Source organism: Rheinheimera texasensis DSM 17496 (assembly GCF_000711985.1).
In the GTDB taxonomy this organism is placed as follows: Bacteria; Pseudomonadota; Gammaproteobacteria; order Enterobacterales; family Alteromonadaceae; genus Pararheinheimera; species Pararheinheimera texasensis.
Window position 1 is genome coordinate 1382324 of record NZ_KL544005.1, and the last position, 24236, is coordinate 1406559.

At 53.4% G+C, this 24236-nt stretch carries 21 protein-coding genes; 11 read left to right on the forward strand and 10 right to left on the reverse strand.

All coding sequences use genetic code 11. The annotated features are described in order from the left end of the window. Window positions 1–3: 3 nt before the first annotated feature. Both gloA2 and Q399_RS0116720 read right to left on the reverse strand, forming a co-directional pair. On the reverse strand, window positions 4–390 hold the full coding sequence (gene gloA2 / locus Q399_RS0116715) for an SMU1112c/YaeR family gloxylase I-like metalloprotein (protein WP_031570474.1): 387 nt from the start codon (window positions 388–390) through the stop codon (window positions 4–6). 9 nt (window positions 391–399) lie between these two features. Then, window positions 400–1581 (reverse strand): dipeptidase, encoded by a 1182-nt coding sequence (locus Q399_RS0116720; RefSeq protein ID WP_031570476.1) that lies wholly within the window; start codon window positions 1579–1581, stop codon window positions 400–402. Window positions 1582–1826: 245 nt separating this feature from the next. Here Q399_RS0116720 and Q399_RS0116730 point away from each other — a divergent pair, with 245 nt between their 5' ends. Then, window positions 1827–2138 carry a hypothetical protein gene (locus Q399_RS0116730; protein WP_031570479.1) on the forward strand — a complete coding sequence of 104 codons (312 nt, stop codon included), beginning with the start codon at window positions 1827–1829 and terminating at the stop codon, window positions 2136–2138. A 63-nt stretch (window positions 2139–2201) separates the two neighbouring features. Here Q399_RS0116730 and Q399_RS0116735 read toward each other — a convergent pair whose 3' ends face one another. After that, entirely contained in the window at window positions 2202–3035 is an 834-nt protein-coding gene (locus tag Q399_RS0116735; RefSeq protein ID WP_245612902.1) for an arylamine N-acetyltransferase family protein, read from the reverse strand. Window positions 3036–3191: 156 nt separating this feature from the next. Here Q399_RS0116735 and Q399_RS0116740 point away from each other — a divergent pair, with 156 nt between their 5' ends. From Q399_RS0116740 to Q399_RS0116770, 7 genes are all read left to right on the forward strand, one after another. Beyond that, window positions 3192–3509, forward strand: a complete 318-nt coding sequence (locus Q399_RS0116740; RefSeq protein WP_031570485.1) for a hypothetical protein — start codon at window positions 3192–3194, stop codon at window positions 3507–3509. Window positions 3510–3677: 168 nt separating this feature from the next. Further along, window positions 3678–4781 (forward strand): hypothetical protein, encoded by a 1104-nt coding sequence (locus Q399_RS0116745; protein WP_031570488.1) that lies wholly within the window; start codon window positions 3678–3680, stop codon window positions 4779–4781. Window positions 4782–4808: 27 nt separating this feature from the next. Further along, window positions 4809–5996: a hypothetical protein gene (locus tag Q399_RS0116750; protein WP_031570489.1), complete on the forward strand. Its 1188-nt coding sequence runs from the start codon at window positions 4809–4811 to the stop codon at window positions 5994–5996. A gap of 62 nt (window positions 5997–6058) precedes the next feature. Continuing rightward, window positions 6059–7270 carry an S-methyl-5-thioribose kinase gene (mtnK, locus tag Q399_RS0116755; RefSeq protein WP_031570492.1) on the forward strand — a complete coding sequence of 404 codons (1212 nt, stop codon included), beginning with the start codon at window positions 6059–6061 and terminating at the stop codon, window positions 7268–7270. Window position 7271: 1 nt separating this feature from the next. Further along, a complete protein-coding gene (locus tag Q399_RS0116760; protein ID WP_031570495.1) occupies window positions 7272–7634 on the forward strand; it encodes a VOC family protein in 363 nt (120 codons plus the stop codon). Then, entirely contained in the window at window positions 7619–8602 is a 984-nt protein-coding gene (locus Q399_RS0116765; RefSeq protein WP_245612903.1) for a sialidase family protein, read from the forward strand. Before Q399_RS0116760 ends, Q399_RS0116765 begins: the two co-directional genes overlap by 16 nt. A gap of 297 nt (window positions 8603–8899) precedes the next feature. Beyond that, complete coding sequence (locus Q399_RS0116770) at window positions 8900–11137, forward strand: TonB-dependent receptor (protein ID WP_031570501.1); 2238 nt, start codon at window positions 8900–8902, stop codon at window positions 11135–11137. A gap of 72 nt (window positions 11138–11209) precedes the next feature. Here Q399_RS0116770 and Q399_RS0116775 read toward each other — a convergent pair whose 3' ends face one another. The 5 genes from Q399_RS0116775 to Q399_RS0116795 form a co-directional block, all read right to left on the reverse strand. Beyond that, window positions 11210–12415: a hypothetical protein gene (locus Q399_RS0116775; RefSeq protein ID WP_031570503.1), complete on the reverse strand. Its 1206-nt coding sequence runs from the start codon at window positions 12413–12415 to the stop codon at window positions 11210–11212. Then, window positions 12408–13184 carry an outer membrane lipoprotein-sorting protein gene (locus tag Q399_RS0116780; protein WP_031570505.1) on the reverse strand — a complete coding sequence of 259 codons (777 nt, stop codon included), beginning with the start codon at window positions 13182–13184 and terminating at the stop codon, window positions 12408–12410. The genes Q399_RS0116775 and Q399_RS0116780 overlap by 8 nt, the downstream gene beginning before the upstream one ends. Beyond that, window positions 13184–15706, reverse strand: coding sequence for an RND transporter family protein (locus Q399_RS0116785; RefSeq protein ID WP_169739326.1), 2523 nt, complete (start codon window positions 15704–15706; stop codon window positions 13184–13186). The genes Q399_RS0116780 and Q399_RS0116785 overlap by 1 nt, the downstream gene beginning before the upstream one ends. Beyond that, a complete protein-coding gene (locus Q399_RS0116790; protein WP_084164442.1) occupies window positions 15658–16797 on the reverse strand; it encodes a hypothetical protein in 1140 nt (379 codons plus the stop codon). Before Q399_RS0116790 ends, Q399_RS0116785 begins: the two co-directional genes overlap by 49 nt. A 66-nt stretch (window positions 16798–16863) precedes the next feature. Further along, window positions 16864–18726, reverse strand: coding sequence for a sensor histidine kinase (locus tag Q399_RS0116795; protein ID WP_031570512.1), 1863 nt, complete (start codon window positions 18724–18726; stop codon window positions 16864–16866). On the opposite strand from Q399_RS0116795, the gene Q399_RS0116800 reads away from it, so the two are divergent. The 3 genes from Q399_RS0116800 (at window position 18725) to Q399_RS0116810 (ending at window position 21051) form a co-directional block, all read left to right on the forward strand. Beyond that, window positions 18725–19360, forward strand: coding sequence for a LuxR C-terminal-related transcriptional regulator (locus Q399_RS0116800; RefSeq protein ID WP_031570515.1), 636 nt, complete (start codon window positions 18725–18727; stop codon window positions 19358–19360). The two genes, Q399_RS0116795 and Q399_RS0116800, sit on opposite strands and share 2 nt — an antisense overlap. 103 nt (window positions 19361–19463) lie before the next feature. Continuing rightward, window positions 19464–20285: a hypothetical protein gene (locus Q399_RS0116805; protein WP_051686094.1), complete on the forward strand. Its 822-nt coding sequence runs from the start codon at window positions 19464–19466 to the stop codon at window positions 20283–20285. Window positions 20286–20421: 136 nt separating this feature from the next. Continuing rightward, complete coding sequence (locus Q399_RS0116810) at window positions 20422–21051, forward strand: DUF5610 domain-containing protein (protein ID WP_051686095.1); 630 nt, start codon at window positions 20422–20424, stop codon at window positions 21049–21051. Between the two features lie 17 nt (window positions 21052–21068). On the opposite strand, the gene Q399_RS0116815 is transcribed toward Q399_RS0116810, so the two are convergent. Then, window positions 21069–21467: a thiol-disulfide oxidoreductase DCC family protein gene (locus Q399_RS0116815; RefSeq protein WP_031570523.1), complete on the reverse strand. Its 399-nt coding sequence runs from the start codon at window positions 21465–21467 to the stop codon at window positions 21069–21071. A 135-nt stretch (window positions 21468–21602) separates the two neighbouring features. Next, window positions 21603–24233, reverse strand: coding sequence for a phosphoenolpyruvate carboxylase (gene ppc / locus Q399_RS0116820; RefSeq protein ID WP_031570525.1), 2631 nt, complete (start codon window positions 24231–24233; stop codon window positions 21603–21605). Window positions 24234–24236 lie beyond the last annotated feature (3 nt).

Consider the following 24236-nt stretch of genomic DNA (forward strand, 5'->3'; position numbering starts at 1 on the left):
CATTCACTGCCGCTGGTAAATCTCCAGCGGCAAGCCATCCGGGTCCTGAAAAAAGGTAAAAGCTGCGCCGGTATAAGGGTCAATCCGCACTGGCTCTGTCGCCACGCCTCGGCTATTGAGCCACACTACAGTTGCTGCAACATCATCGACGACAAAACTTAAATGCCGCAAGCCCTGCGCTTCAGGCTGGCTCGGCCGCTCCGGCGCACCGGGAAAGCTGAATAGTTCAAGCTGTGTACCATCCGGCAGCTGTAAATCCAGCTTCCAGCTGTCACGGGCTTCGCGATAATTTTCAGCCAAAATACGCAGGCCCAAAGTCTCGCTGTAAAAGGCTTTGGAGCGCGCATAATCACTGCAAATCAGCGCCACATGGTGCATACCGCTCAGCATCTTGAATCCTTAATGACTGGCCGCAGCCACAGCTTCAACCTGACGCCAGACCCGCAGTAAATTACCGGACATGATTTTGACAATGTCCGCTTCGCTGTAGCCGCGTTTGAGCAGACCTTCGATCAGATTCGGATACATCGACACATCCTTCAGGCCATCCGGCAATGAATCACCAACGCCGTCAAAATCCGAACCGATGCCGACATGGTCAATCCCCACCAGCTTCACGACATGGTCTATGTGTTTCAGCACAGTCTCGACATTGGCAAAAGGATACGGGTGTTTGGCCAGATACTCTGCCCGGTACGCCTCGTCATCTTGCGATTTGCCGGCAGCTTTGGCGGCCGCTTTAAATTGCAGGCCCCATTGATTGGCCTGGCTGATGACAAAAGAAGAACCGAAGTTGATCTGAATGACACCGCCATTTTTCGCTAAGGCCTGAATCATTTTGTCGTCCATATTGCGCTCAAAACCCGGCACAAAAGCACGTAACGACGAATGCGACGCAATCACCGGCGCTTTGGTCAGGCTCAGCACTTTGTAAAAAGCCGCGTCGGAGACGTGGGAAATATCGATCATCATGCCGAGTTTGTTCATCTCAGCCACCACTTGCTCGCCAAATGGGCTTAAACCTTTGTGCGGCCGGCGCAGGTCGTAGCTGGAATCAGCAATATGGTTGGATTCAGAATGCGCCAGCGTAATGTAACGAATACCGCGTTGGTAAAAATGCCGCAGATTTTCCAGTTTACCGTTGATTGGCGTGCCGTTTTCCATACCAAGCGCCAGCGAAATTTTGCCTTGCTTAAACTGTGCAGCGAGGTCGTCGCTGCGATAGGCCATCGCAAATTTGTCCGGTGCGCGGCCAACTAAGGCTTCCATCGAATCAATCAGCTGATTGGCCAGCAGCTCGCCGCCACCGGTTTTTTCATAGGAGGCCGGAATATACACCGACATAAAAGGCGCATTCAGGCCGCCTTGTTTCGCACGCGGGTAATCGAACTCGCCTTTGGCCGTGGACTGCGTGACGTCTTCCCAATGCTCCTGTAAACGGTATGGGACATCGATATGGGTGTCGATCAGCAGGTATTGCTGAGCAATGCGCTGTGCTTCAGCCTTATGATCGGCGGCCTGGACTGCGTGAGCCTGCAGCGCCATCAGGCTGCAGAGCATAGCTATTTTGCTGAATTTCATCATGTTCCTGCTTTGACTAGCGTGATTTCCGCGATATCAGCCCAGCATAAAACAATTGCCGCTTCAGCGGCAGCAGCTTTATCGCGTAGCAGCATCAAACAATCGCGGCGGTGGCGATATCATTTGTTACAATTTGTAACTATCCCATCAAGGATTGATTGCAAATCATCCAGCTGGTAAGGTGTTGAACACACAAGTTCGCTTATTTCAGCGCCTCTTTACCAGCGCATAAAAGGAGAAAGACTATGTATAAAATCATTTTTGCGCTGAGCCTTGGCGCACTGCTGGCAGGCTGTGGCAGCACTAACAACGCTATGAACTCAGATATCAGCAAAACTAACGTGGTGAAAGCCAACGATATTGAGAAAAACCGTGGCGAAGCACCAGACGGTTCATTAGAAAAAGAAGGCTACATCTGCCGGACTGAACGGCCCCTTGGTACGCGTTTTGGCAAAAAGACCTGCCGTACACCGCAACAAATCGAAGCAGAAAAACAAGCAGCAAAAGAAGCCTTACCACGCCACCGCGAATGCGCGGCTGGCTCCATCTGTCAGTAAACAGGCAGTCAGATAAAAAAACCGCAGTTATCTGCGGTTTTTTTATGCGCTGATGTTGTGCTGTCAGCTGACTAACCCAAAGTGATTGAGCAATACCTCGGGTAACTCCGCCTCGCTAATCTCACGGCTTTGTGTCACTCCGGCCACACTCTGCTTCAGCTCCCGCCCAACCAGCATAGTGCGCCCTTGCGCATGTTGGCGAATAAGCAACAGTTTTTGCACAAACACCGTATCCGGATGGGTCGAATTCAGATAATTGGCCGGCATAAAATCAATCCATTCGGCCGGATGTAAATCAAAACCAAACTGGCTGACCCAATTGCCGTCGATCATCGCCTGCAGCACATAATCGCCCGGCGTTGGCATCGTCAAACGGAACTGATCAAAATCCTGCTGCTGCGGCAGATTCACCTGCGACAGCGCAATTGGCGCGCGCATACCGTAACTGCCAAAACCTAAATCACACAGAAAACGTTCAGCGCCAATAGTCACCACTAATGCCATATGGGTTTTGGGCCGGCGCATCGGATAAAACATCGGCCGGCAGGCGACAAAAAAATACGGGATTTGCAGTGCTGTCAGCGCCATGGCAAACAAACCGTTTAATTCGTAACAATAACCACCGCGTTGCGCCTGACCGTCCGTACCGACGATTTTGCTGACAATCTCTTCCGGCACTAAAGACACTATTTTACCGGCCTGCACATCAAGATTTTCAAAAGTGATGCTGCGCAGCTGCGCTTGCATCATGCTCTGTAGTGCAGCTGCGTCAAAGGCTGTCGCCTCTGGCGTGTAGTCAAGACCAATGCGGCGGGCATACAAAGCGAGGTCAAAATTAGCGGCGTACATCATCTTCTCCAACTGCAGTGGCAAAGCGGCGATTGTCGCTGATCCCACAGCCTGCTGCCAAGCATGGATGCCCGGCTTCGCATCGCAAATCTGCGAAGCAAACTGTCACAGCGACATTTGTTTACGTTGAAGGTTAATATTTGTACAAACGCTAACTTAATGCTAACGTCAAACTGTCATTGACTCAGAATAAGGATAATTCAGATGCATAAAATCTTATGTGTTGCCGCCTGTACTTTGTTATTAACCGCTTGTGGCAGTACTGCACCGGACAGTTTTTCCCGCATCGCCAAGACCAATGTGGTTAAAGCCAATGAAATCGAAGCGAAAAAAGCCACGCCACCTGATGGGACTCTGGAAAAACAAGGCTATATCTGCCGCACCGAGCGCCGGATGAACTCACGTTTTGGTAATACCGTCTGCCGCACCCCATCACAAATCGCCACCGAAAAAGCTATGGCCCGCGAGTCCTTACCAAGACACCGCGATTGTTTGGCACCGTCTTATATGTGCAACGGCTAAAGCAACCGGCAGGGTCAGGAATTTTGCAACGCCCGGTAGAGATTGCCGGGCGTTGTTTTTTGTATATCACTGATTTGATTGTTTTTGCATATCGTGGACATCGCTTGTACGGGTCAGCAAGCTCCCGTAGTATCAACACCTTAGTTGTTTCAGGGAAGCTATGCAGGGATGTGGATATTTTTTAAACTGGCCGTGACGATCATTGCCATCATCAGCCGCTATATCCGGCAGTTTGAACCCGACCAGCCTGAGCCTGCCGGCCACTGCGATAACGTTCCTTACTTCGAAATAGAGACGCGTAATAAAGAGGATAAAATCACCGGCTACCAGCTCGGTTTTAGCTTGCAAACCGACGTGCCTTTTCAGATTGACGCCGAAAGCTCCGCTAGTGCATTTTTTACCTGGTTAGGTATCAGCCAGGAATTTCAGACCGGGGATGAGCATTTTGATCGCAAGGTTTATCTGGGCTGTGACCATCCATTATTGCTGCAGGCGCTACAACAGCAAGAGCCGGCCCGGCAAGCCATCCTCGCCTTACTGCAGCTGCCGGGGGCGAAAAAAATCTGGTCTGACGGCGTCAGTCTGTGGTTCAGCCGGGTTTATGAACACACTTCAGCAAGCACAGAACAGCAATTATTGCTGCAACTGGTACAGGCTTTATCTCCGGTAGCGGAAGCCACGCGAAAACAACCAACCCCATTTTTCTGGCGCTATTTAACTATTGAAGCGGTAGTCTGGGGCATTTTTGGTTATGCCGGTGTAGCATTCGCCGAGTATTACTTCGTCGGTACCGACTACCATCTGGACAGCACTACTGTCTTGCAAACCGGACTGGTCGCGAGCATGCTGGTTTTTGCCGTGCTGATGTTATTGATAATGCTCTTGCTGCGCGGCTCATCCCGCAGCCATCAGATTGTCACGGAAAGTGTTGTCCTGCTGCTGTTGGCATTACCGCTTAGTGGTGTGCAGCTGGTGTCCGATCTGAATCGGAATCAGGACCAGGCCACAGCTGAAATGGTACTGGTTCCGATCAAAGATAAACGCATCGCCACGCGACGCAGAGGGCCTGACGGCTACATTTTGTATCTGTCTACCCCACCGCGTTTATTTGATACACAGATTCCGCGCAAGATAGAAGTCAGTTCGGCTATCTACCACAAAGCAGCAGTCGACAAACAACTGCTGCTGGTGGTCAAACCCGGCTGGCTGGGCCTGCCCTGGTATCAGCGCATGGACGTGTATCCGCAACATGCACAGCTGCGGCAGCGGTAGGATCCCAAAGCCCAAGAGACACGAATTATGTCGCTGATTTTAATTGTTTTTTGCGTATTTTCTGTTATTTGGTGTAGCAATCGAAAGCAACAACAAGATCGCTACACTGACAGAAGTATTAAATTTGCCGAATTACGCGAACAACAACCTGGCGTATTAGATTTACAGGACTTTAACCAGCCCTATTACGAACCCGAACAAGGCTGGAGCTGTTTGCGCAGCCCGATTGCAGTCAATCTCGAGTTTGTCTTACTTCCGCTAGAGACATCGCATAGACGAATGCTGGCATCTGGCGCGATTCAGGGCATACAGTGGCCCGCCGACTCTGAGTGGGCCTTGCTCGGACCTGACCATGCGACCACGCAAGCTCTTGTCGAATCCCCGGTTGGCAAATGGTTGCATGCTATTACATTTCCCGTAGCAACACAGAAACGGGGGAAGTCAGCAACAGCAGGTGCCCCTCTATACGAAGTGAAAGCAATCAGATTACGTGGTGGAGTATTGTCCGTATTTTTTGCAAAAGAATACGGTTGGGAAGAACTAGGTAAATTCAGGGAGCATCGGCAAAATTTAAAAACGGCTTTGCTTGCTTTCGGCAAGAGAAGTCAAGGCAACCTGCATAACCCTCTTTCGCAGTCATTTTGGCTTTGGTACCTGACGCTTCTATCTACTTTGATTTACTGGAACTACCAGATATCGCCGATATCGCAATTTTGGGATTTCCCCATTCATTGGGGATGGTTACTGGTCCCGTTGGCAATAGTGTGGAAATGCAGCGGATCACTGTTGGAGTTTTTTGACAGATATCAACTATCACCAAAAGTGTCAGCACAAGGAATGTTTCTGCTAATGGTGCCTTGGTTGCTTTTGTGGTTCTGGCTGCTATTGAATGAATACAATATAGCCTTTAGTCCGGCAAGGACCCACTCAAAGCAATGGTATGTATTATCGGTTAGTAGTGAAGGACGAAATGGACCTTGGTTTGCTGAGATATTGCCAAAACAGGGGACTGGATATCAACGCTTACCGATCAATCAGAAGTTCTACGACCAATTACAGGGTGGTGAGCAGGTTGAGATCCGATACCTACGTGGTGCTTTTGGCAAACCTTGGATTTGTCGCATAGAGATTGAACAAAAATTGTATTATCAGTTCCTCTGGAAAACATGTACTGAAAATTCGACCAGTGCCAAATCTCAACTCACTGATGTTTAAGTCATAAATAGCTATTAGCCATGATAGAGTCACACTAAATATGCACATAATCAGGAGCCCCTATGCCGGCTTTTAGCCCCTTTACCCCTGAACAAGCCGCGATTTTTGCCAATGATCACAGTGCGTTGTTTGGTGAGCACAGCCAGTTGCACAGTGTCGCCGTCGGTGTGAACACCCAAAACCGGGTGTTCCGGGTGAAAAACCAGTTCGGCAGCAGCCTGATAGTGAAGCAAGTGCTGCCTTATGTCGGTGGTGCCGGTGAAAGCTGGGTGCCAACACAGGACAGAGCGCGAATTGAGGCGGAACTATTGAAAATTCATGGCGCGCTGGTGCCGGACCATGTGGTCGAAGTACAGCATTTTGATAGCGGATATTCTGCTTTGTTACTGGAAGACCTGAGCCAGCTGCAACTGCTGCGCACAGGCTTGATTGGCGCCAAACAATATCCATTGTTGGCTGAACACATCAGTACCTATTTAGCGCATTGCAGTTTTTACACCTCAGACTTTGCGCTCGACGGCCCTTTTAAAAAGGCGCGTACCGTGCAGTTTATGAATCCGCAGCTTTGTCTGATGAACGAAGAGCTTTTTTTTACTGATCCGTACTGCAATCACGATCGCAATCAATTCGACCCGGCGCTGCGCCCACTGGTGCAACAGTTGTGGTTTGACGAAGCAGTGAAAGCAGAAGTCGCTGAACTCAAAGCCAAATTTGAGTCTTGCCCGCAGGCACTGCTGCACGGCGACCTGCAGATCGGCAGTATTTTTGTCGGCGATGAACAAACCAAAGTCATAGACGGCGAATATGCTTTTTATGGCCCGATTGGCTTTGACTTGGGCAATTTTCTCGGCAGTTTATTGCTGCATTACACGGCATTGCCGGGCCTTATCACCGACACCACACACCGCCAGCAACAGGCTGAATATCTGCGCCAGCAAATCGAACAGACCGAAACACTGTTTTGTCAGAAGTTTCTGGCGCTGGCAGCGCGCGACACTAAAGACATCGCATTGCAAAGTGAGCTGTATCAGCAGCGTTTTGTCCGGCAAGTGGTTAAAGATGCGCTGGGGTACGCCGCCACTGAAATGCTGCGCCGGGTGATCGGCCAGCAGAAAGTGGCCGATTTCAGCACCATCAAAGATAAACGGCTGAAGTTGCAATGTGAGACTGTGGCCATAGAACTCGGCCGCAAATTGCTGTTGCAACACGCCGAGCTCAGCAGTGTCAGCACTGTGCTAGGCTGGTTACAGCAGCAACAAACCCAGGGGACCTGACATGGAAAAAATCAGCGGTATTGGCGGCATCTTTTTGCGTGCCCGAGATCCACATCAACTCGCCGCCTGGTATCAGCAGTACCTCGGGATCAGTATCGATGCGGGCCAGACTTACGGCTGCCTGGTCGCCAAGGCCGACGATATGACCGTCTGGTCCACTTTTTCGCCAGACACCGACTACTTCGGCAGCCGCCAGCAACAATGCATGGTGAACTATCGGGTCAGCGATTTAGACGCAATGCTGGCGCAACTGCGGGCTGGTGGCGCTGTGGTGGACGACAAAATACAAGACGAAGATTATGGCCGTTTTGGCTGGGCGACAGACCCCGAAGGCAACAGATTCGAATTATGGCAACCCAAATAAACCGCCGCGGCAAGCAGCATTTTTACCCGCGTAAACCGCGGTTTTTACAGTTAAAAACCGCGAAAGCACGCTGCATCTGGCGCCGCGGCGACCACAATGCTTTTACTGATTTGGTCTGGTTTCGTGACGCATTATTTTGTGTGTTCCGTGAAGCCTATGCTCATGTGTCGCCAGACGGCGCGCTGCGCATTCTGAAAAGCCATAACGGCGGTAAAGACTGGCGTTCGGTGGCCTGTATCCGCAGCGACCATGCCGACCTTCGCGATGGCAAGTTGATTGTGATGCCGGACGGACGGCTGCAACTGTTAGGTGCCGGTGCTTTGCATGACCGCAGCCAGGGCTCGCATCAGTCTTATATCTGGTTGTCGGACGACGGTGAGCACTGGAGTGATGCGATCCCCTGCGGTGACAGCAGTATTTGGCTGTGGCGGCTAACCTGGCAACAAGACACCGCATGGGCAGTGGGTTACAGCTGTAGTCGTGACCGTTTTGTCCGGCTGTATAAAAGCGATGATGGTATCACCTTTGCGCCTTGGGTCAGCACGCTGAATAATGCCGGTTACGTAAATGAATCCGGCCTGCTGTTTTTACCGGATGGCCGCGCTTTGTGCTTGCTGCGACGTGACCCGCATGTGGGTTTACTTGGTATCGCCAATCCGCCTTATTTTGACTGGCAATGGCGCGAGCTAAACAAACGCATCGGCGGCCCGGCCTGTATTCAGCTGCCGGACGGCCGGATCCTGGCGGCGGTCCGGCTCTATGATTACAAAGTCCGCACCAGCCTGTGCTGGCTGGACATCGACAACGCCACACTACGTGAATGCCTGGTGCTGCCATCGGGCGGCGATACCAGCTACCCGGGTTTAGTCCTGCACCAGGGCCGGCTGCATATCAGTTATTACTCATCGCATCAGGGTAAAACGGCGGTGTATCACAGCGCGATCAGATTGGATGATTTACCAGCCTGATCTGCCCTGGGGTGCAGTTGAATAAATTTCCGCTATTTCACCCATTTACCTGCCGGCCACAATCTGCCAACAATTTGCTGGCGAAATCCGCTGAATTTCGGGAATTTCAGCGATATCAAGCAGATGCTGATATAATAGCCCGCCGTTTATTCAGGTCTGTGGTCACTCCAAACCTGAACTCAGCTGACAGATTAGTTTCAGCCTGCTACACCTATGCAGGCGGCAATATCTGCTCCGACGGCATAAGCGCAAAGACGCTTTCTCTATAACAGACAAACACCTAAGGGTAATCCATTGATGAAAAGCAAACATTCTGTGTTAGCCAAGCAGATCAATGCAGCGTTATTCGCTGCTGCTGTTGGTCTTTCTCCTGCAGCCATGGCGCAGGAAAGTGACAAAGCCAAACAGGACGATCAGCAACTTGAGCGTATTACAGTCACAGCGCAAAAACGCGTTCAAAGCACGCAAGAAGTGCCAATTTCGGTAGCCACTTTAGGCGGCGAAAAGTTCGATGCGATTTTTGCCGGTGGTGACGACATTCAGGCGTTAGCGGTCAAAGTACCGGGCTTGTATGCAGAATCGTCAAACGGCCGTGCCGCACCGCGTTTTTATATCCGCGGCCTTGGCAACACCGACTTCGATCTGGCGGCTTCTCAGCCGGTGTCGATCATCATGGACGACGTGGTGATGGAAAACGTGATCCTCAAAAGCTTCCCGTTATTTGATATGGAAGCAGTGGAAGTGATCCGCGGCCCGCAAGGCACTTTATTCGGCCGTAACACCACAGCCGGTATCATCAAATTTAATACTGCCAAACCACGGCAGGATTTTGATGCCTACACCAAATTATCGGTCGGCAACCTCGGTACGCTGAATTTTGAAGGCGCCGCCGGCGGTGGCCTCAGCGATAACCTGTCAGCCCGGGTCTCTGTACTGTCTCAAAACCGTGACGACTACATCGACAACAGCTTCAAAAAAGAACAAGACGTGATGGGTGGCTTCGACGAAAAAGCCGGCCGCGTGCAGTTCCTGTATGAAAGTGGCGATATTGAAGCCCTGTTAAATGTGCATGGCCGTAAACTGGACGGTACTTCGTCAATTTTCCGCGCCAACGTCTTTGATAAAGGCAGCAACGAGCTGAACAACAACTACGACCGTGACAGCGTTGCTTACAACGACGGCGGCAACAACTTCCAGAAGTATGACAACTTCGGCGCATCATTAAAGCTTGATATCGACCTGTCCGGCGGTAAAACCTTCACGTCGATCACCGCGCAGGAAAACGCGGACGGTAACGGCAAAGGCGATATCGACGGCGGCACTGAAGCCGGCCCGGGTTTTATCCCGTTCCAGGCAGTCACCGAAGACCAGTTAAAAGATTTGGAACAGTTCACCCAGGAATTCCGTCTGGCCAGTGACACTTCCGGTGATGTTGACTGGCAAGTCGGTGCTTTTTACTTTGACTCGTCTTTTGGCGTGACCAGCGTCGACGGTTTCTTTGGTGCCACCACTGTGTACCATGAAAACACCAGCTGGGCGCTGTTTGGCCAAAGCACTTATAACCTGAGCGACCGCTGGGACGTGACCGCCGGTGTACGTTACACCTACGATGAAAAAGGCTTCACTGTGGGTGAACAGAACGTCGACGGTTTCGCTTTAGTCATCGGCGCCGCGCAAATCCAGAACTACGCGCCGGTCGATGTCGATGATGATGAAATCAGCTGGGAGCTGGCCACTAACTACCGCGTCACTGACAACTATTCAGTATTCGGTCGTCTGGCACACGGTTTCCGCGCCCAATCAATTCAGGGCCGTGACCTGGCGTTTGAAGGTAACCCTTCAGTCGCTGACTCAGAAACTATTGATTCTGTTGAGTTTGGTGCCAAAGCAGACCTGCTCGGTAACACACTGCGCTTAAACGGTGCTGTGTTCTACTACAACATCAACGACATCCAGTTGTCAGCCATCGGTGGTGCCTCACAAGGCAACGCGCTGTTAAATGCTGACAAAGGCACAGGTTATGGTTTTGAAATCGACGCCGACTGGCGTGCGACTTCCAGTCTGACTTTAGGCGGTGGTTTCAGCTATAACGACACTGAACTGAAAGACGCCAACCTGCTGGTGGCCACTTGTGGTTCAGGTGCCTGTACCCCAACCGACCGTTTAAATGCACAAGGCCGGGCTTATGTCGACGGCAACCCGTTCCCGCAAGCACCAAAAACCATCCTGACGTTCAATGGCCGTTATGACTTCCCGGTGCCAACCGGTGAAATCTATATCTACGGCGATATCGCGTTCCAGGGCGAAACCAATCTGTTCCTGTACCAAGCCAAAGAATTTACCGTCGATGACAATCAGGAAGCCGGTCTGCGCATCGGTTACATGAATTACGACGGCAACTATGAAGTGGCGTTGTTTGGTCGCAATATCACCGACGAAGACAACGTCAAAGGTGCCATTGATTTCAACAACAACACCGGTTTTGTTAACGAACCGCGCATCATCGGCGTGGAGTTTAAGAAGAACTTCTTCTGATCATTCGCTGAGATTGATGTGAAAAAGGAGCTGCTCGCAGCTCCTTTTTTTATGCTTTTTGGCCGTCGAAGGCTAGAAAAACCATTGCAGCGCCATTTGCCACAAGTCCTGCTGCCGGTAAGGGCCCCAGACGCTGTCCAGGCTGCCGGTAAAGCCGGTCCAGCTAAGCTGCAATTCGGTTTGCGGGTTAAGCCGGGTTTGATACCGCAGCTTCAGCACACTGGCCTGTTGCGCCGGTTGCCAGGCCCATTCCAGTTGATACTGGGTTTGCAAGTCGCCGGTGGGGTCATATTGCAACCGACCCAGCAGCTGGCGGCGAAACACCCGGCCGAAATCCGGATACAAAGAGACAACCGGCATCAGCTGACGACGGTTTTCGTCACTGTATTGCAGCAATAACAACCATTGCGACAATTCGCCATACCATTCACGTTCAGCCGCCAGCACATACTGCCAATATTGCCCTTGCTGAGTTGTTACCCCAACCGGTAATTGCTGATGAACCTTGGCCAGCTCACCGCGCCACAACCAGCGCCCCAACTGGGTCTGAGCCGTCATGCCCAGCACTTGTTGCGCCGGATAAAACCATTCAGGCTGCAAAGCCACCGGCAATAAAGCCGGCTGCAGATCAACGCCGTCATAACCAAACAACGACCATTGCACCGCAGCTTGGTTCTGCACCAGCCGTACGCCGCGCTGGGCCTGTGCAGGCTTTTTGGTTAGCTCCGGCCGCTGCAGCAGGAAAATACCATCCGGTAACCAGGGCGCGACTGCAGCAGGGCTGTAAACAAATTCCAGCTCGGGACCAGGGGCCGAGCCGTGCCACTGCCAGCGTAACGCGGGCTGCGCTTGCTGTGCGCCTCCGGTTAAGTCCTGATAATCCGGCACAGTCCAGACATCGGCAACAGATACAGTATCGGTCTGCCGCCAATCGATGATTTGCCGGCCCAGTGTCAGGCTGTGCTGGGTTTGCTGATATTTCAGTCTGAACTGCTGCAGGCTGAATACGGCCGGCTTGGTACTGCCCCACCATAACGCCGCCGCTTTTTCCTGCTGCACGCTATCCTGCTGCAAGCGAAAAACGCTGTTGAATTGCCAGTTTGCCGATAAATCCAGCTGCAGATCGTTGTCATAACGCAGCCGATGCTGGCTTTGCTGCAACTGTGGCATAAAGCCGAGCTGCCATTGCAGTTGTTGGCGCAGATGCTCCGCTACCACCTGACCCGGTAACAGACTGCAACAGAGCAACCCTGCGCTCAGCAGCAACCTGCTAGTCACTCAAAAACTCCTGACTAAAAATCTGGTTGGCCAGACTGGTATCAAACCGACGCTCGCGCACCTCTATCAAAGTCTGGCGTTGCTCCAGATGGTTGTCGATTTCAACCCGGTTTGGTCGCCAGCCGCCATGCGGATATTTTTGTAGCATCCTGTTTTGTAAGGTTTTGATCAGCAATCCTTCGCGATTGAAATAATCGATGCGGCTGATGGCATAATCCGGGTCGACCCAGATTTCCCGTTTGGCATAGGCGGAAGTCGACCCCATATTCGGCCGAGCTTCAATCCACCAGCCCTGCGGGCTCTGGTCTAGGATCCGATACTGATAGGCCGTTGGATCTTCACCACTGAGTTCGGCATTGTCTTCAAACGTCAGATCTGTGCCGGCGAAATACTGTTGCTGACGCTGCCCGTTGACCCGGCGTGCTTTAACCCAACTGGGCATCCGCAGCCAAATCTGTTGCGCCGAACGATCAGCGCGGTCCAGCCACAAACCCAGACCTGCATCTGCTGCCGGACTGGCAAATTTCAGTACCACTTGTTCACCGCTCTGGACATAACGGGTCCAGCGCGTCAGTTGTTTTTGCTGGCCTGCTTCACCAAGCCGGGTCACCGTCAACAGTAGCTGTTCCTGCTCTGCGGCAGCCAGTTGCCGGTATCGTTGCCAGGACTGGTTGATCACAGTGGCGGCGGTCATGTCGTGGTCGGCAGCACCGGTTTGCCAGCAAGGTACCAACATCATCACGAATAACATGAACAATATTTTTTTCATCAAACACTCCTGTCAGGCGTCGGCCGGCAACAACTGCGCAGCACACCCGGTAACACAAATAAGGCACCCCAGGCACAGACGCCGAGTAATACCAACATCAGCAAGCCAAGGCGTTGCATCGGAATAAAACTGGAAAACAACAAGAAGCTGAACACGATCCCGTTCAGACCGGCATCTAGCAGAGTCAATGGCCCGCGCTCACCAATACTGAACTGCAGCGCCTGCGCCGGGCTTTGTCCTGCCGCCAGCGCGCTGCGAAAATCTTCCAGCAAATACAGGTCAAAATCGATCGCGGCATTAATGCCGAGCGCCGTGGCGCAGGCGGTGGCCTGGTCAAGCGGGATCTGCAGCAGGGCCATAACAACGACCACCACAGCGTAAGCCAACACAAAAGGCAGACAGACTGCCGCGGCCGCCGCCAGCGGGCTGAGCCGGTAACGCCCGTGTTTCTGTTGCAGACGGCGGTTGGCGTACCAGAACCAGCCTGCGGTCAGCAATAACACCATCGGGACACTCAACAAGGTATTTAGTGGTTTGCGCTCGCTGATATAGAGATCGGTCTGGTGGTAGCTATGCAGGTTGCCAAAAGCTTGTAGCCGCAGTTGCGGAAACTCTTGCTGCACCAGCAGCTGAACCGTATCGGCGTACTGGCGCAGACTGACCGAATCGTCAGCAGGATGCCCAAGCCACAACACCAGGCCCTGATCAACCCACCAGGCATCCGCCAGCCGCGGATCGGCGAGGTCCCAGCGTAATAACTGTAGATGGTCATGTAACTGGGCTGTCGATTGTCCGGCAACAGGTTGCATCAGTTCCAGCTGATCGACCACGGACAACACGGCTCTGCTATCCGGCAGCGCTGCCAGCTTTTGTTGCAGCCGCTGCACGGCCCGGACAAATTCTGCATCTGCCACCGCCGGATAACGGCTGTCGGCCACCTGTACCGGACTGACAAAATAACTGAGCTGGGCAAATCCACCGCCGCTCGACTGATTTAACTGCTGCCGGGCGCGGTCGACGATAGTGTCGGGCAGATAATCAATCGGTTTTTCGCGGACCTGAATCAACCTCTGCGCCTGTGGCGCCAGCACATCGTGCGCCACCAGCGTGCTGACCAGCAATAACAACAACAGGACACCCCACAGCACCTGCCGCAGCGCCTGTTGCGGGCTGCGCGCCAGCCAGAAGCGCACTGAGGCTTCGGTCAGCCGGGCCATGGTCTGCTGAATAGCGCGTTGCATCCGGCCCTCGCCCGGCAAGGCCTGTGTACTGAGCTGCAATGCCGGCAATAACGTACTGACCAGCACACGCTGATAACCCAACCCCAACGCTGACAGCAAGCCGACTTCGAGCACCCCACGAATACCAATTTGGCTGAGGCTGAGGAAATTCAGCGCGGCGATGCCGAGCACCAGATTAAAACGGGGCAACTGCGGCTGCAGCGCCTGCCAGCATAAACCGGCATCGACCATCAGGCCTCGCGCTTTGGTATGCCGCCAGGCACTGTTAAAGGCTTCGAGCGCCCTGGTATTTAACGAAATCCCCGACACAATCAGGCTACTCAGCACCAGCAGGAAATACACCCGCTCCCGCACCGGCTCCGCCTGACTACCGTCTCCAATCACCAGCCCGAGTGCATCCAATAGCGGAATGCTGCCGCGCACCAAGACAAAAGACAGTAAGATCACGGCGCTGCTACAGAGCGCCTGCCGCCAGCTGCCAAGCGCCAGCCAGGCCGCCAGCGTGGCCAGGCAAAGCCCGAGCGTGCAGTACCACAACACGTCCGAAATCAACGCGTAATGCATCAGGCCGCGACCGGCCGCCCAGCCACTCAGGCTGACATTGGCAAACCCGGCTGCAGGCTGGATATCTGATTTCCACAACAACCATTCCAGCGGGTGAATACGCCGCTGTTCCAGATATTCCGCAACGGTGTCGATCAGCTGTTGTTCGGAAAACCCGGCCGGTAGTTGCAGCAGGATTTGGGCATATTGATAGTCAGTCTGATCTGGCTGCGCGCCACCCAATAAAGTGCCATGCGCCAGCGGATTTTGCTGCAGTTGGAGTTTCAGCTGTGTCAGGTCAAGCGCAGCCAGATTGACTGGCACATAAGGTTCAGAGCTCAGGCTCTGTTCGTCAGATTGATAGCGGTTTAAGTTATGCGTCAGGCTCAATACTGACGCCTGGGGCAACAACGCGGCCATCGCATCGCTGATCTGGCGGATTTGACCAATAGCTGCAGGGGTCAGGCCGTCGGGCAATGCCAGCACTAAACCGAGCGTGTCACCGGTCGCCAGTCCCGGCACTGCTGCAACTTGTTGCTGCGCCTGCACATAAGGATTATCAGTTTGCAGAATTGCGCCGCTGACGATACCGCCCGGTACCACATGGAGATTTAACCAGCCGAAGATCAGTAACAACAGCCCCCAGCAGCCCAGCACCAGCCGGCGGCTGGTGATTGACAACAAAGGCATTAGTGTTGCTCCCCAACCAATGGCTGCGCGTTCTGCCACAGAGTCCATGCATCGACCGGCTTGCCAAAACAGTGTGGTTTTGGCAAGCCAATACGCAATGAATGGAACGCTTCGGCAACCAGTGTCTGGTTAAAAGTATTGACTTCAAACCAGTCGCGGCTCAGTGCTGTTGGGTTATGTTCGCGGTAAACGGTGTGATACAGCGCCAGCGCTTCGGCAAAGCAACCAAATACCGTACCTTGCGCCAGCATTAGTTGTTTCGAAGTCAGACTACCCAATACATATCGCAAATCAGCGGACCAGGCGTTGCCCGCATCCTGCCGGATCACCTGATGTTGCACAGTGTGATACACCTGACGGCCCAGATTGGCCGGCTCTGCCACATCCACCACCACCAGTTTTTGATTGGCTTTACGCAGCAGCGCGATATGCTCTGCAGTCAGCCGCGCATTGTCGCTATGTGTACAGGCCACCACAATATCCACAGCACCGGCGTCGCGCAGGTCATAGGCAACATCGATCCCGGTTTTCTCAGCAAACTCAGTTAAATAGCTCTCGTTGCCGCCAAACCCTAAGATCTGCCGGCCTTGTTGCTGTAAATGCTGACAGACTGCCGAACCTAAAATGCCATAAGGCCCAATCACCAGAATTCGGGGCTGAGCCAGCCCCATGTTGGCAATAGCGCGGTCAACGTCGGCGCACAATAACTGCGCAGTGCCGTTATCGCCGATAGTGAATATCAGCTGGGGAAATAATTGTTTCAGCTCCAGCCCATCGCGGCCAAACAGGCGCTTGGTTGATGCTGCCAGCAAAATGACTTTCGCTCCCTGCGTTTCGGCCCAGCGCACTGCATCAATAAAAGCCAGCTTGGCGACTTTACGCCCTTCGCGACTGTACATTTCCGCCGCAGTAAAGTTGATGCCACGGATTTGACCAGCCACGCCATTGATATACAAACGCGGCCCATTTTCCTGACAGCGCGGTGTCGCGCCCGGCTTATAAAACAACGCGCGTTCGGCTTCGTCCCGCACATTGCAGATAAACACCACATCGAGTTTCGGCTGGCCGGTTAATGTGCGCCAGTGCCGGCGATAATCGGCGGCAGCCATCAGGCAGCGCCAAAGTTGAACTAATTGCATCAGAACCTCATTCAGCCATCTTTGTTGAATGAGGCGCAGCTTAGAGATTCGGCTGAAACCGGGGTATCAGGAAAATTCCTTATTCGCAGGCTGAGGGATCAAAATACTGAAGCAACTGCCGCGGCGCAGCACCGAATGCACCTGCAAACGATAGCCAAGCTGGGTACACAAAGTCTGGACTATGTACAAACCCAAGCCTACGCCATTGCCAGCCTGTGCATTCTCGCCCTGCACAAAAGCCTGCTGCAGCCGCTGTAGCTGCTCAGGCAATAACCCTGGGCCACGGTCCAGCACCTGGATCTCGATAGCTTGCGGTCGGCGCCGCACACCAAGCAGCACAGTGCCGCTATGGCTGTAACGGATGGCGTTGGCCAGCAGATTGTGCAGAATGCGGCTTAACACGACAAAAGAGGTATCCAGGGTCAACTGGCTGGGCACGACATGCAGCTGCACACCTTTTTGTTCTGCCAGCGGACGGAATTCGGCCGCCAGCAATTGAAACAAAGCGCCTAATTGCACCGCCTCACCGGGCTGATGGCTCTGCTTACATTCCTGCATGATGTCACTGAGCAGCGTCTGGGCATACTGAATAGTCCGGTCAATGTGCTCCGCTAGCGGTTGTTGCGCCTGTTGTTGCTTCAGCACATCAATGGCAAAACGCAGCGAGGCCAACGGCTGAGAAATATCGTGACTGGCGGCAGCCAGCCGCAGCGAACTGTCGGCGGCGCGAGCCTGGGCAAAACGCCGCTCCTGTTCGGCCTGCGCCAGCTGGGCTGCTTCGGCCAGCCGATGCAGACGTTGCTCTATCTGCTGCTGGCGGAATTGCCACATTTTGCTGATCAGTGCCGCACTGAAAAATAAGGTTTCCAGCAAAAAGCCGATTTTCGGATAGTGAAAAAAATCGATAAAAGGAAAAGGGTTCAGGCCCAATACGCCAAGTCCCATCAGCAACATAGTACAGACCATCAGGCTGACGGTACCCAATAAATATAAAGTTGCACCCGCCAGCTGATCCCGCAGAGTGCGAATGGCTGTTACTACGGCCAATACGCCGTAAGCGAAGGCAATCAGTACCAGCACCAATAACTCATCGTAGTGAATAGCACTGACTGCCGCTAACCCGCTCCCCGCCAGCAAATTCAGCCCAATCATGACGATGATCAGTCGGTGTGCCAGCGTCAGTTTCGGATAACGCTGTGGCAAACGGAAAAACACAAAGGCAAATAACGCATGACTGCCGATCACCAGGCTGGCCAACAGCAAAGGCAACAAGCGATTTAACTCGGGCATGTCGGGCCAAAGCAGCTGAAAATAATAGCCTTCGATTTGCGGCAACAACGCCACATGCCCCAGTACCAGGAGGCCATAAGCCCAATAGGCGGCCTGATCACTGACACTGCAATACAGCAGCGCCAGCATTAACATCGTCAGCATCACGCCTAACAAAATGCCGCTGAACAGTTGTTGCCAAAGCTGCGCCCGCGCCCAGGCGTCCACGTCATATAACACCGGCTGCAATCGGCCATTGGCATGAATATAATAATTCAGGTAAAACTGATGCTCGCCACTGCTGAGATCAAGCGGCACCGCCAAACGTGGCGTCGCTAGTATACGGGAGCCAAAAGGCTGGCCGGGGTCCTGGCTGAAAATCAGCCGCCATTGGCCTTGTTGCCATTGATATAAGCGCAGGCGCTGCACATCCGGCACCCCGAGTGATAATACGACCTGACTGGCGAACTGCACCTGCAGGCTGATGATTTCGGAGCGGCCCGTCGTCTCAGTCAGCGTTTGCTGTAACGACTCGGGAACCGGAATCGCTGCAGTACAGGCACTGAGCGATGTTTTTTCGCTGGCGGCGTGCCAAAGGCATTCGGCACGTAACGACCCGCTCAGACTCAGCAGACAGCAAAACCACAGGTACCAGGGCATGAATGAAGTTCCACAAAACGCGCCAATCCGCTTGTTGCTGGCTGACGACCATCAAATATTCCGTGACGGTCTGAAATTTTTGTTATTGACCTTTTCTGACATTCAGCTGGTGGCTGAGTTAAGCAGCCTAACAGAGCTGAGATCGACGGTAAAGGCGACAGAACCTGCACTGCTGTTGCTGGATTATCATATGCCAGGCGGGGATACCGGGGCAGAAATTCAATATCTGAAGCAGCGTTGGCCGACGCTGAAAATTATCGTCTTAACCGGCAGCCAGTCTGCGCAATTGTTACAGCAAGTGGCACAAGCGGGCGCGGACGCTGTGCTGCAGAAAAATGGCGATGCCGCAGAATTACGTCAGGCGATTACTGCGGTCATGCGCGGCGAAGCTTTTATCAGCGCCTCAGTGCAAACCTTGCTCGGGACTGTTCAGCTGGAACTGACACCCCGCGAATTCCAGATTATGCAGCTGGTCTGTGATGGCCTCAGTAATGCACAAATCGCCGAGCAACTGAGTTTGTCACCAAAAACCACCGACAAACACCGCGAAAATCTGATGCGCAAACTCGGCGTCAATAACAGCGCTCAGTTAATCCGCAAAGCTTTGCAGTTGGGTATTCTGGATAGTCATTAAACCGGCTAACCCCCGATCTCTGCCCGTTTGTCCCAGCACTGCCGCAGTGAAGAAAGCTGGCAGCCTATGCTGCATTGATTCTGGTTACATTGGATACCCACCCATGAGCGCATTGCGATGCCGTGTTTTATCAATCCTGCTGAGCGGTTTTCTTATCGCCTGTGGCGGGCAGCAATCAGCAACAGAGCCGGCCTTGCCGCCGGTAAGCAATCAACCGCCGGATCCTGGCCCGGATGCAACACCCAATCAGGCCGTACCGGATAATCGCCAGTCAAATCCAATGCAAATTCTGCTGTTTGGTAATAGCCATAGTGGCAGCCATAACCTGCCCGGCACTTTACAGCTGCTGTTGCAACAGGGCACCGGCAATACCGTTGGGGCATTACGTGCTGGCGGCGCTGCATATCTGGATGAGCGGTTGGACGACCAGGTGAGCAGGCCTTTACTCGAATCCGGCAGCTGGACTCATCTCATTCTGCAGGCACAGAAATACTCAACAACCGGGCTGTACAACTATTCAACGGCCGGGGCCAAAAGCTGGATAGCGCTGGCGAAAGCCAAAGGGATCACTCCAGTGCTGTTTCCAGAGCATCCTCGCGCAGGGAACAATGAAGAAGGTATGCGGATTTTCCAGCTGCATCAGCAAATTGCTGCCGAGCAGGCCGCCTGTGTCGCGCCGGTCGGTCCGGTCTGGGATCAGGTGCTGCAGCAATGGCCTGATTTACCACTGCACAGTGAGGACGGTAATCACGCCGCGCCCGCCGGCGCTTTATTGACGGCGTATGTTTTATATCAGGTGATTAGCGGTAAGCAGGCAGAGGTTTTGCCCGATCTGCCGGCTCTGGAAGTTCCGATCGCTACGCAGCGCATTTTGCGTCAGGCCGCCTCAGCAGGCATCCGTCAGTTTCCACCATGTCCGTTCTAAGCTGTGCTGACTGCGGGTCCATTGCGGTGACACTTGCAAAATAGTGGCTGAAGTGGCAGTTTTTTGCTCAAGTTATGGCAATTTCCTGCCGATAACGCAGCTATAGTCTGTTTAAGCCACGCAGGGAATTATCGCCATGAGTATTCAACCGACCGTCAACAGCGCCGCCAGCCGTTATCAGGCCAATAGTCCGACCGAATCCAGCACGACCTCTATCAACAACCAAACCACGAAACCAAGCGCCAGCGAGTTATCCGCCGAAAACCGGCGCCAACTGAATCAGACCATCCTCGATAATCAGCTATCCCTGAGCCTGAAATCTGACAATAAAGCGATGAACCTGCTGTATCGCGCCATCAGCGATGCGGTGGAAAAACGGATGGCCGGTCAGGCTCCGCAAAACGCAAACGACAGCACCGAGGCCACCGCAGAAACCGGCCTGAATAAAACCTACAACAACGAAGATACTTCCCCGCAGGCCACCGCAGATCGCATTGTCAGTTTCGCCACCAATTTTTATCAGGCATTTCGCGAGCAAAACCCTGAGTTGAATGACGAAGATGGCCTCGAACAGTTTATGCAGGAAATTGGCAAAGGCATTGACCAGGGGTTCGCCGACGCACGCGACATTCTGACTGGCCTGAAAAAACTTGAAGGTAAAGTGGCTGACGATATCGACGAAACTTACAACCTGATCCAACAAGGGCTGCAGGACTTCAGAGAACGCATGCAGCAACCGAAAGAACAGGCCGCTGCCGCTGAATAGTGAGTGACAACAAGGCTTTAGTCGCTGCGGCTGCAGGTACCGCTGTCGCAGCGCGCCTGACCGGTCAGCCAATACGACACCCGATAACGGTTAGCGGCAAACCACAGATAGATATAATCGGCAAACCAACGGATCACGGGCCAGCGTAAAAACGCTGTTCTATAGCCTTTGCCAACAGCAGACCAGGCGGCATGGGTTGAATCCAGACCGCGTAAAATCAGGCCATCTGCAGTCAGCGACAACAGAATTCGCCCGGCTTCGGCCACGTCGATTTGCGGATACAGATTTGGCATATCGGCTTGCTGAATATCCACCAGCGTCAGCGCTTTAGCTTCTGGATCCAACCGGCGCAGCTGCGCCATTTCGCGCACACAAAGCGGACAAAAACCGTCATAGAAAATTGTCAGCGTCGCCATGCGAAGTTCTCCGTCTGTTTAAACCTTGTTTTACTGAGCAGAATACGCGTCTAGCCCAAGCCCGATCACAGCGCTCAAATAACAAAAAGCCCGCTGCTGCATAAGCAAAAGCGGGCTTTTACTATCAACGCACCTTTAACCCGAATTGCGCATGCCGGCGGCAATACCGGCGATGGTCACCATCAGGGCGCGTTTGATATTGTCATTGACGGTTTCCGGCGCATGCCGCACCCGTTTTAACAATTCCACCTGCAGAATATGCAGCGGGTCGACATAAGTGTTTCTGAGCATAATGGACTCACGGATCCAGGCTTCATTCGCCATTAAATCCGGTCGGTCGATGAGCTGCAGCAACAACGCCGTATCGGCCGATAGCTGATTACGCAACTGCTCACCAAGGCCGAGCAAATGCTCAGGAACCAGTTTTTCATCGTAATAAGCTGCGATTTGCGCGTCAGCTTTCAGGTAAACCATTTCCAGCATCGACAAGCGGGTGGCGAAAAATGGCCACTGCGCGCGCATTTCGTGTAGCAATGCGGTTTTACCCTGTGCCACTGCTTCCGCCAACGCAGAACCGGCGCCGAGCCAGGCCGGTAACATCAACCGGTTTTGTGACCAGGCAAAAATCCACGGAATAGCCCGCAGACTCTCCACACCACCATTTGGATTGCGTTTTGGTGGCCGGCTGCCGAGTGGCAACTGGCCCAGTTCCAGCTCCGGCGTCGCCGCGCGGAAATAGGGTACAAATTCCGGGTGATGCCGCACCACAGCCCGATAAGCATCGCAGGAAGTGGTCGCCAGCTGCGCCATCAACGCGCGCCATTCCGCTTTAGGCACTGGCGGTGGTAATAACACCCCTTCCAACACCGCTGAGGCATACAGCGCCAATGAACGCTGCGCCAGTTTGGACAAACCAAACTTAAAGCGGATCATCTCGCCTTGTTCTGTCACGCGCATACCGCCGGCCAGACTGCCCGGTGGTTGCGACAAAATCGCCGCATGGGCCGGACCACCGCCACGACCGATAGTGCCGCCACGGCCGTGGAACAACGTCAGCTGTACTTTGGCCTGAGCACAAATCGCCACTAAGGCTTCCTGCGCGCTGTATTGCGCCCAGGCAGCGGCAATAGCACCGGCGTCTTTGGCCGAATCGGAATAACCGATCATCACTTCCTGTTTGCCCTGGATATAACCGCGGTACCAGTCAATCGCCAGCAGCTTACTGATACATTCCGGCGCATTGGTTAAATCAGCGAGGGTTTCAAACAGAGGCGCAACGCGCATCGGGAAGCTGATACCTGCTTCTTTTAACAACAGCTGCACCGCCAGCACATCTGAAGGTTTGCCGGCCATTGAAATCACATAAGTCGATAAGGCTTCCGGGCCGTGGCGCGCGATAATGTCGCAGGTATCCAGTACTTCACGCACTTCAGCGCTCGGTTGCCAATTGCGCGGGAATAACGGTCGTTTGCTGGCCAGTTCATTCAATAAAAACGCCTGACGCGCCTGCTCTTCCCAATGCGCGTAGTCGCCGATGCCCAAATATTGAGTGAATTCGCTGAATACCTGGGTATGCCGGCCGGATTCCTGCCGCACATCGAGCTTTAACAGCGTCAGACCAAAAGCATAAGCGCGGCGGATAGTGTCCAGCAGCAAGCCGTTGGCGATGACATCCATTTTGCAGTCGCGCAGCGAGTGGTAACACAGCAGCAGCGGCTCTAACAGCTGCTGGTTATGCCAGAGTAAATCATCCGGCCGTTGCAAGCGGTCATGTTTCAGCGCTTCAGTCAGCCAGTCGCGGGTATGCAGTAGCTTTCCCCGCAAAGTTTTTAACAGGTCGCGATACGGCTCGGTCGAACCCGGTACTGCCGCCTGTAAGGCTGCATTGGCCAGATTCATCGACAGCTCGTTGCCAAGCACATCCAAATCCTGCGCAAATAAATCGGCGGCTTTCCAGCGGCTGAGTAACAACACCTGGCGGGTGACTTTAGCGGTAACAAATGGGTTGCCGTCACGATCGCCGCCCATCCAGCTGGAGAATCGGATTGGTGCCGCATCCAGTGCCAGGCCATGGCCCAGCACCGGGGTTAAGGCTTCGTCCAGCTCGCGGATAAATTCCGGAATAGCCTGCCACAATGAAGTTTCAATCACAGCAAAACCGGATTTGGCTTCATCGACCGGCGTCGGGCGCTGTTCACGAATTTCATTGGTATGCCAGGCCTGGGTGATCAAATCGCTTAAACGTGCATCGAGCCGCGCCAGCTGATGGGCGGATAATTCCTGCTCACGCTGCGCCAGACAATCGGCAATTTGGGTCAGTTTATAAATTAATGTACGGCGGGTGACTTCAGTCGGGTGTGCGGTCAGCACCAGCTCAATGGATAAATCGGCGACCGCCTGACGGGTTTTTTCGACGTCCACCTGCTGAGTCTTTAATAAAGTCAGCAACTCCTGCAGCGGCTGTGGTTTTTCAATAGACGCGGCGCCGGCTTTACTGATGGTGTGATGTTGTTCGGCGAGGTTAGCCAGATTCAGGAACTGCGCAAAAGCACGGGCGACCGGCAGAATCTCGTCATCGGTCAGGCCAGCCAGAATTTGTTTCAGCTGCTGGTCTTGTTGTTCAGTGCCGGAACGCGCCTGTTTGGCCAGTGAACGGATTTGCTCAATTCGCTCTAACACCGCAGGCCCCAGCTGATTACGGACCGTATCCCCTAATTGTGTGCCAAGCAAACCAACGTTTGCTCTTAAGGCAGCATATTGCGACATCTT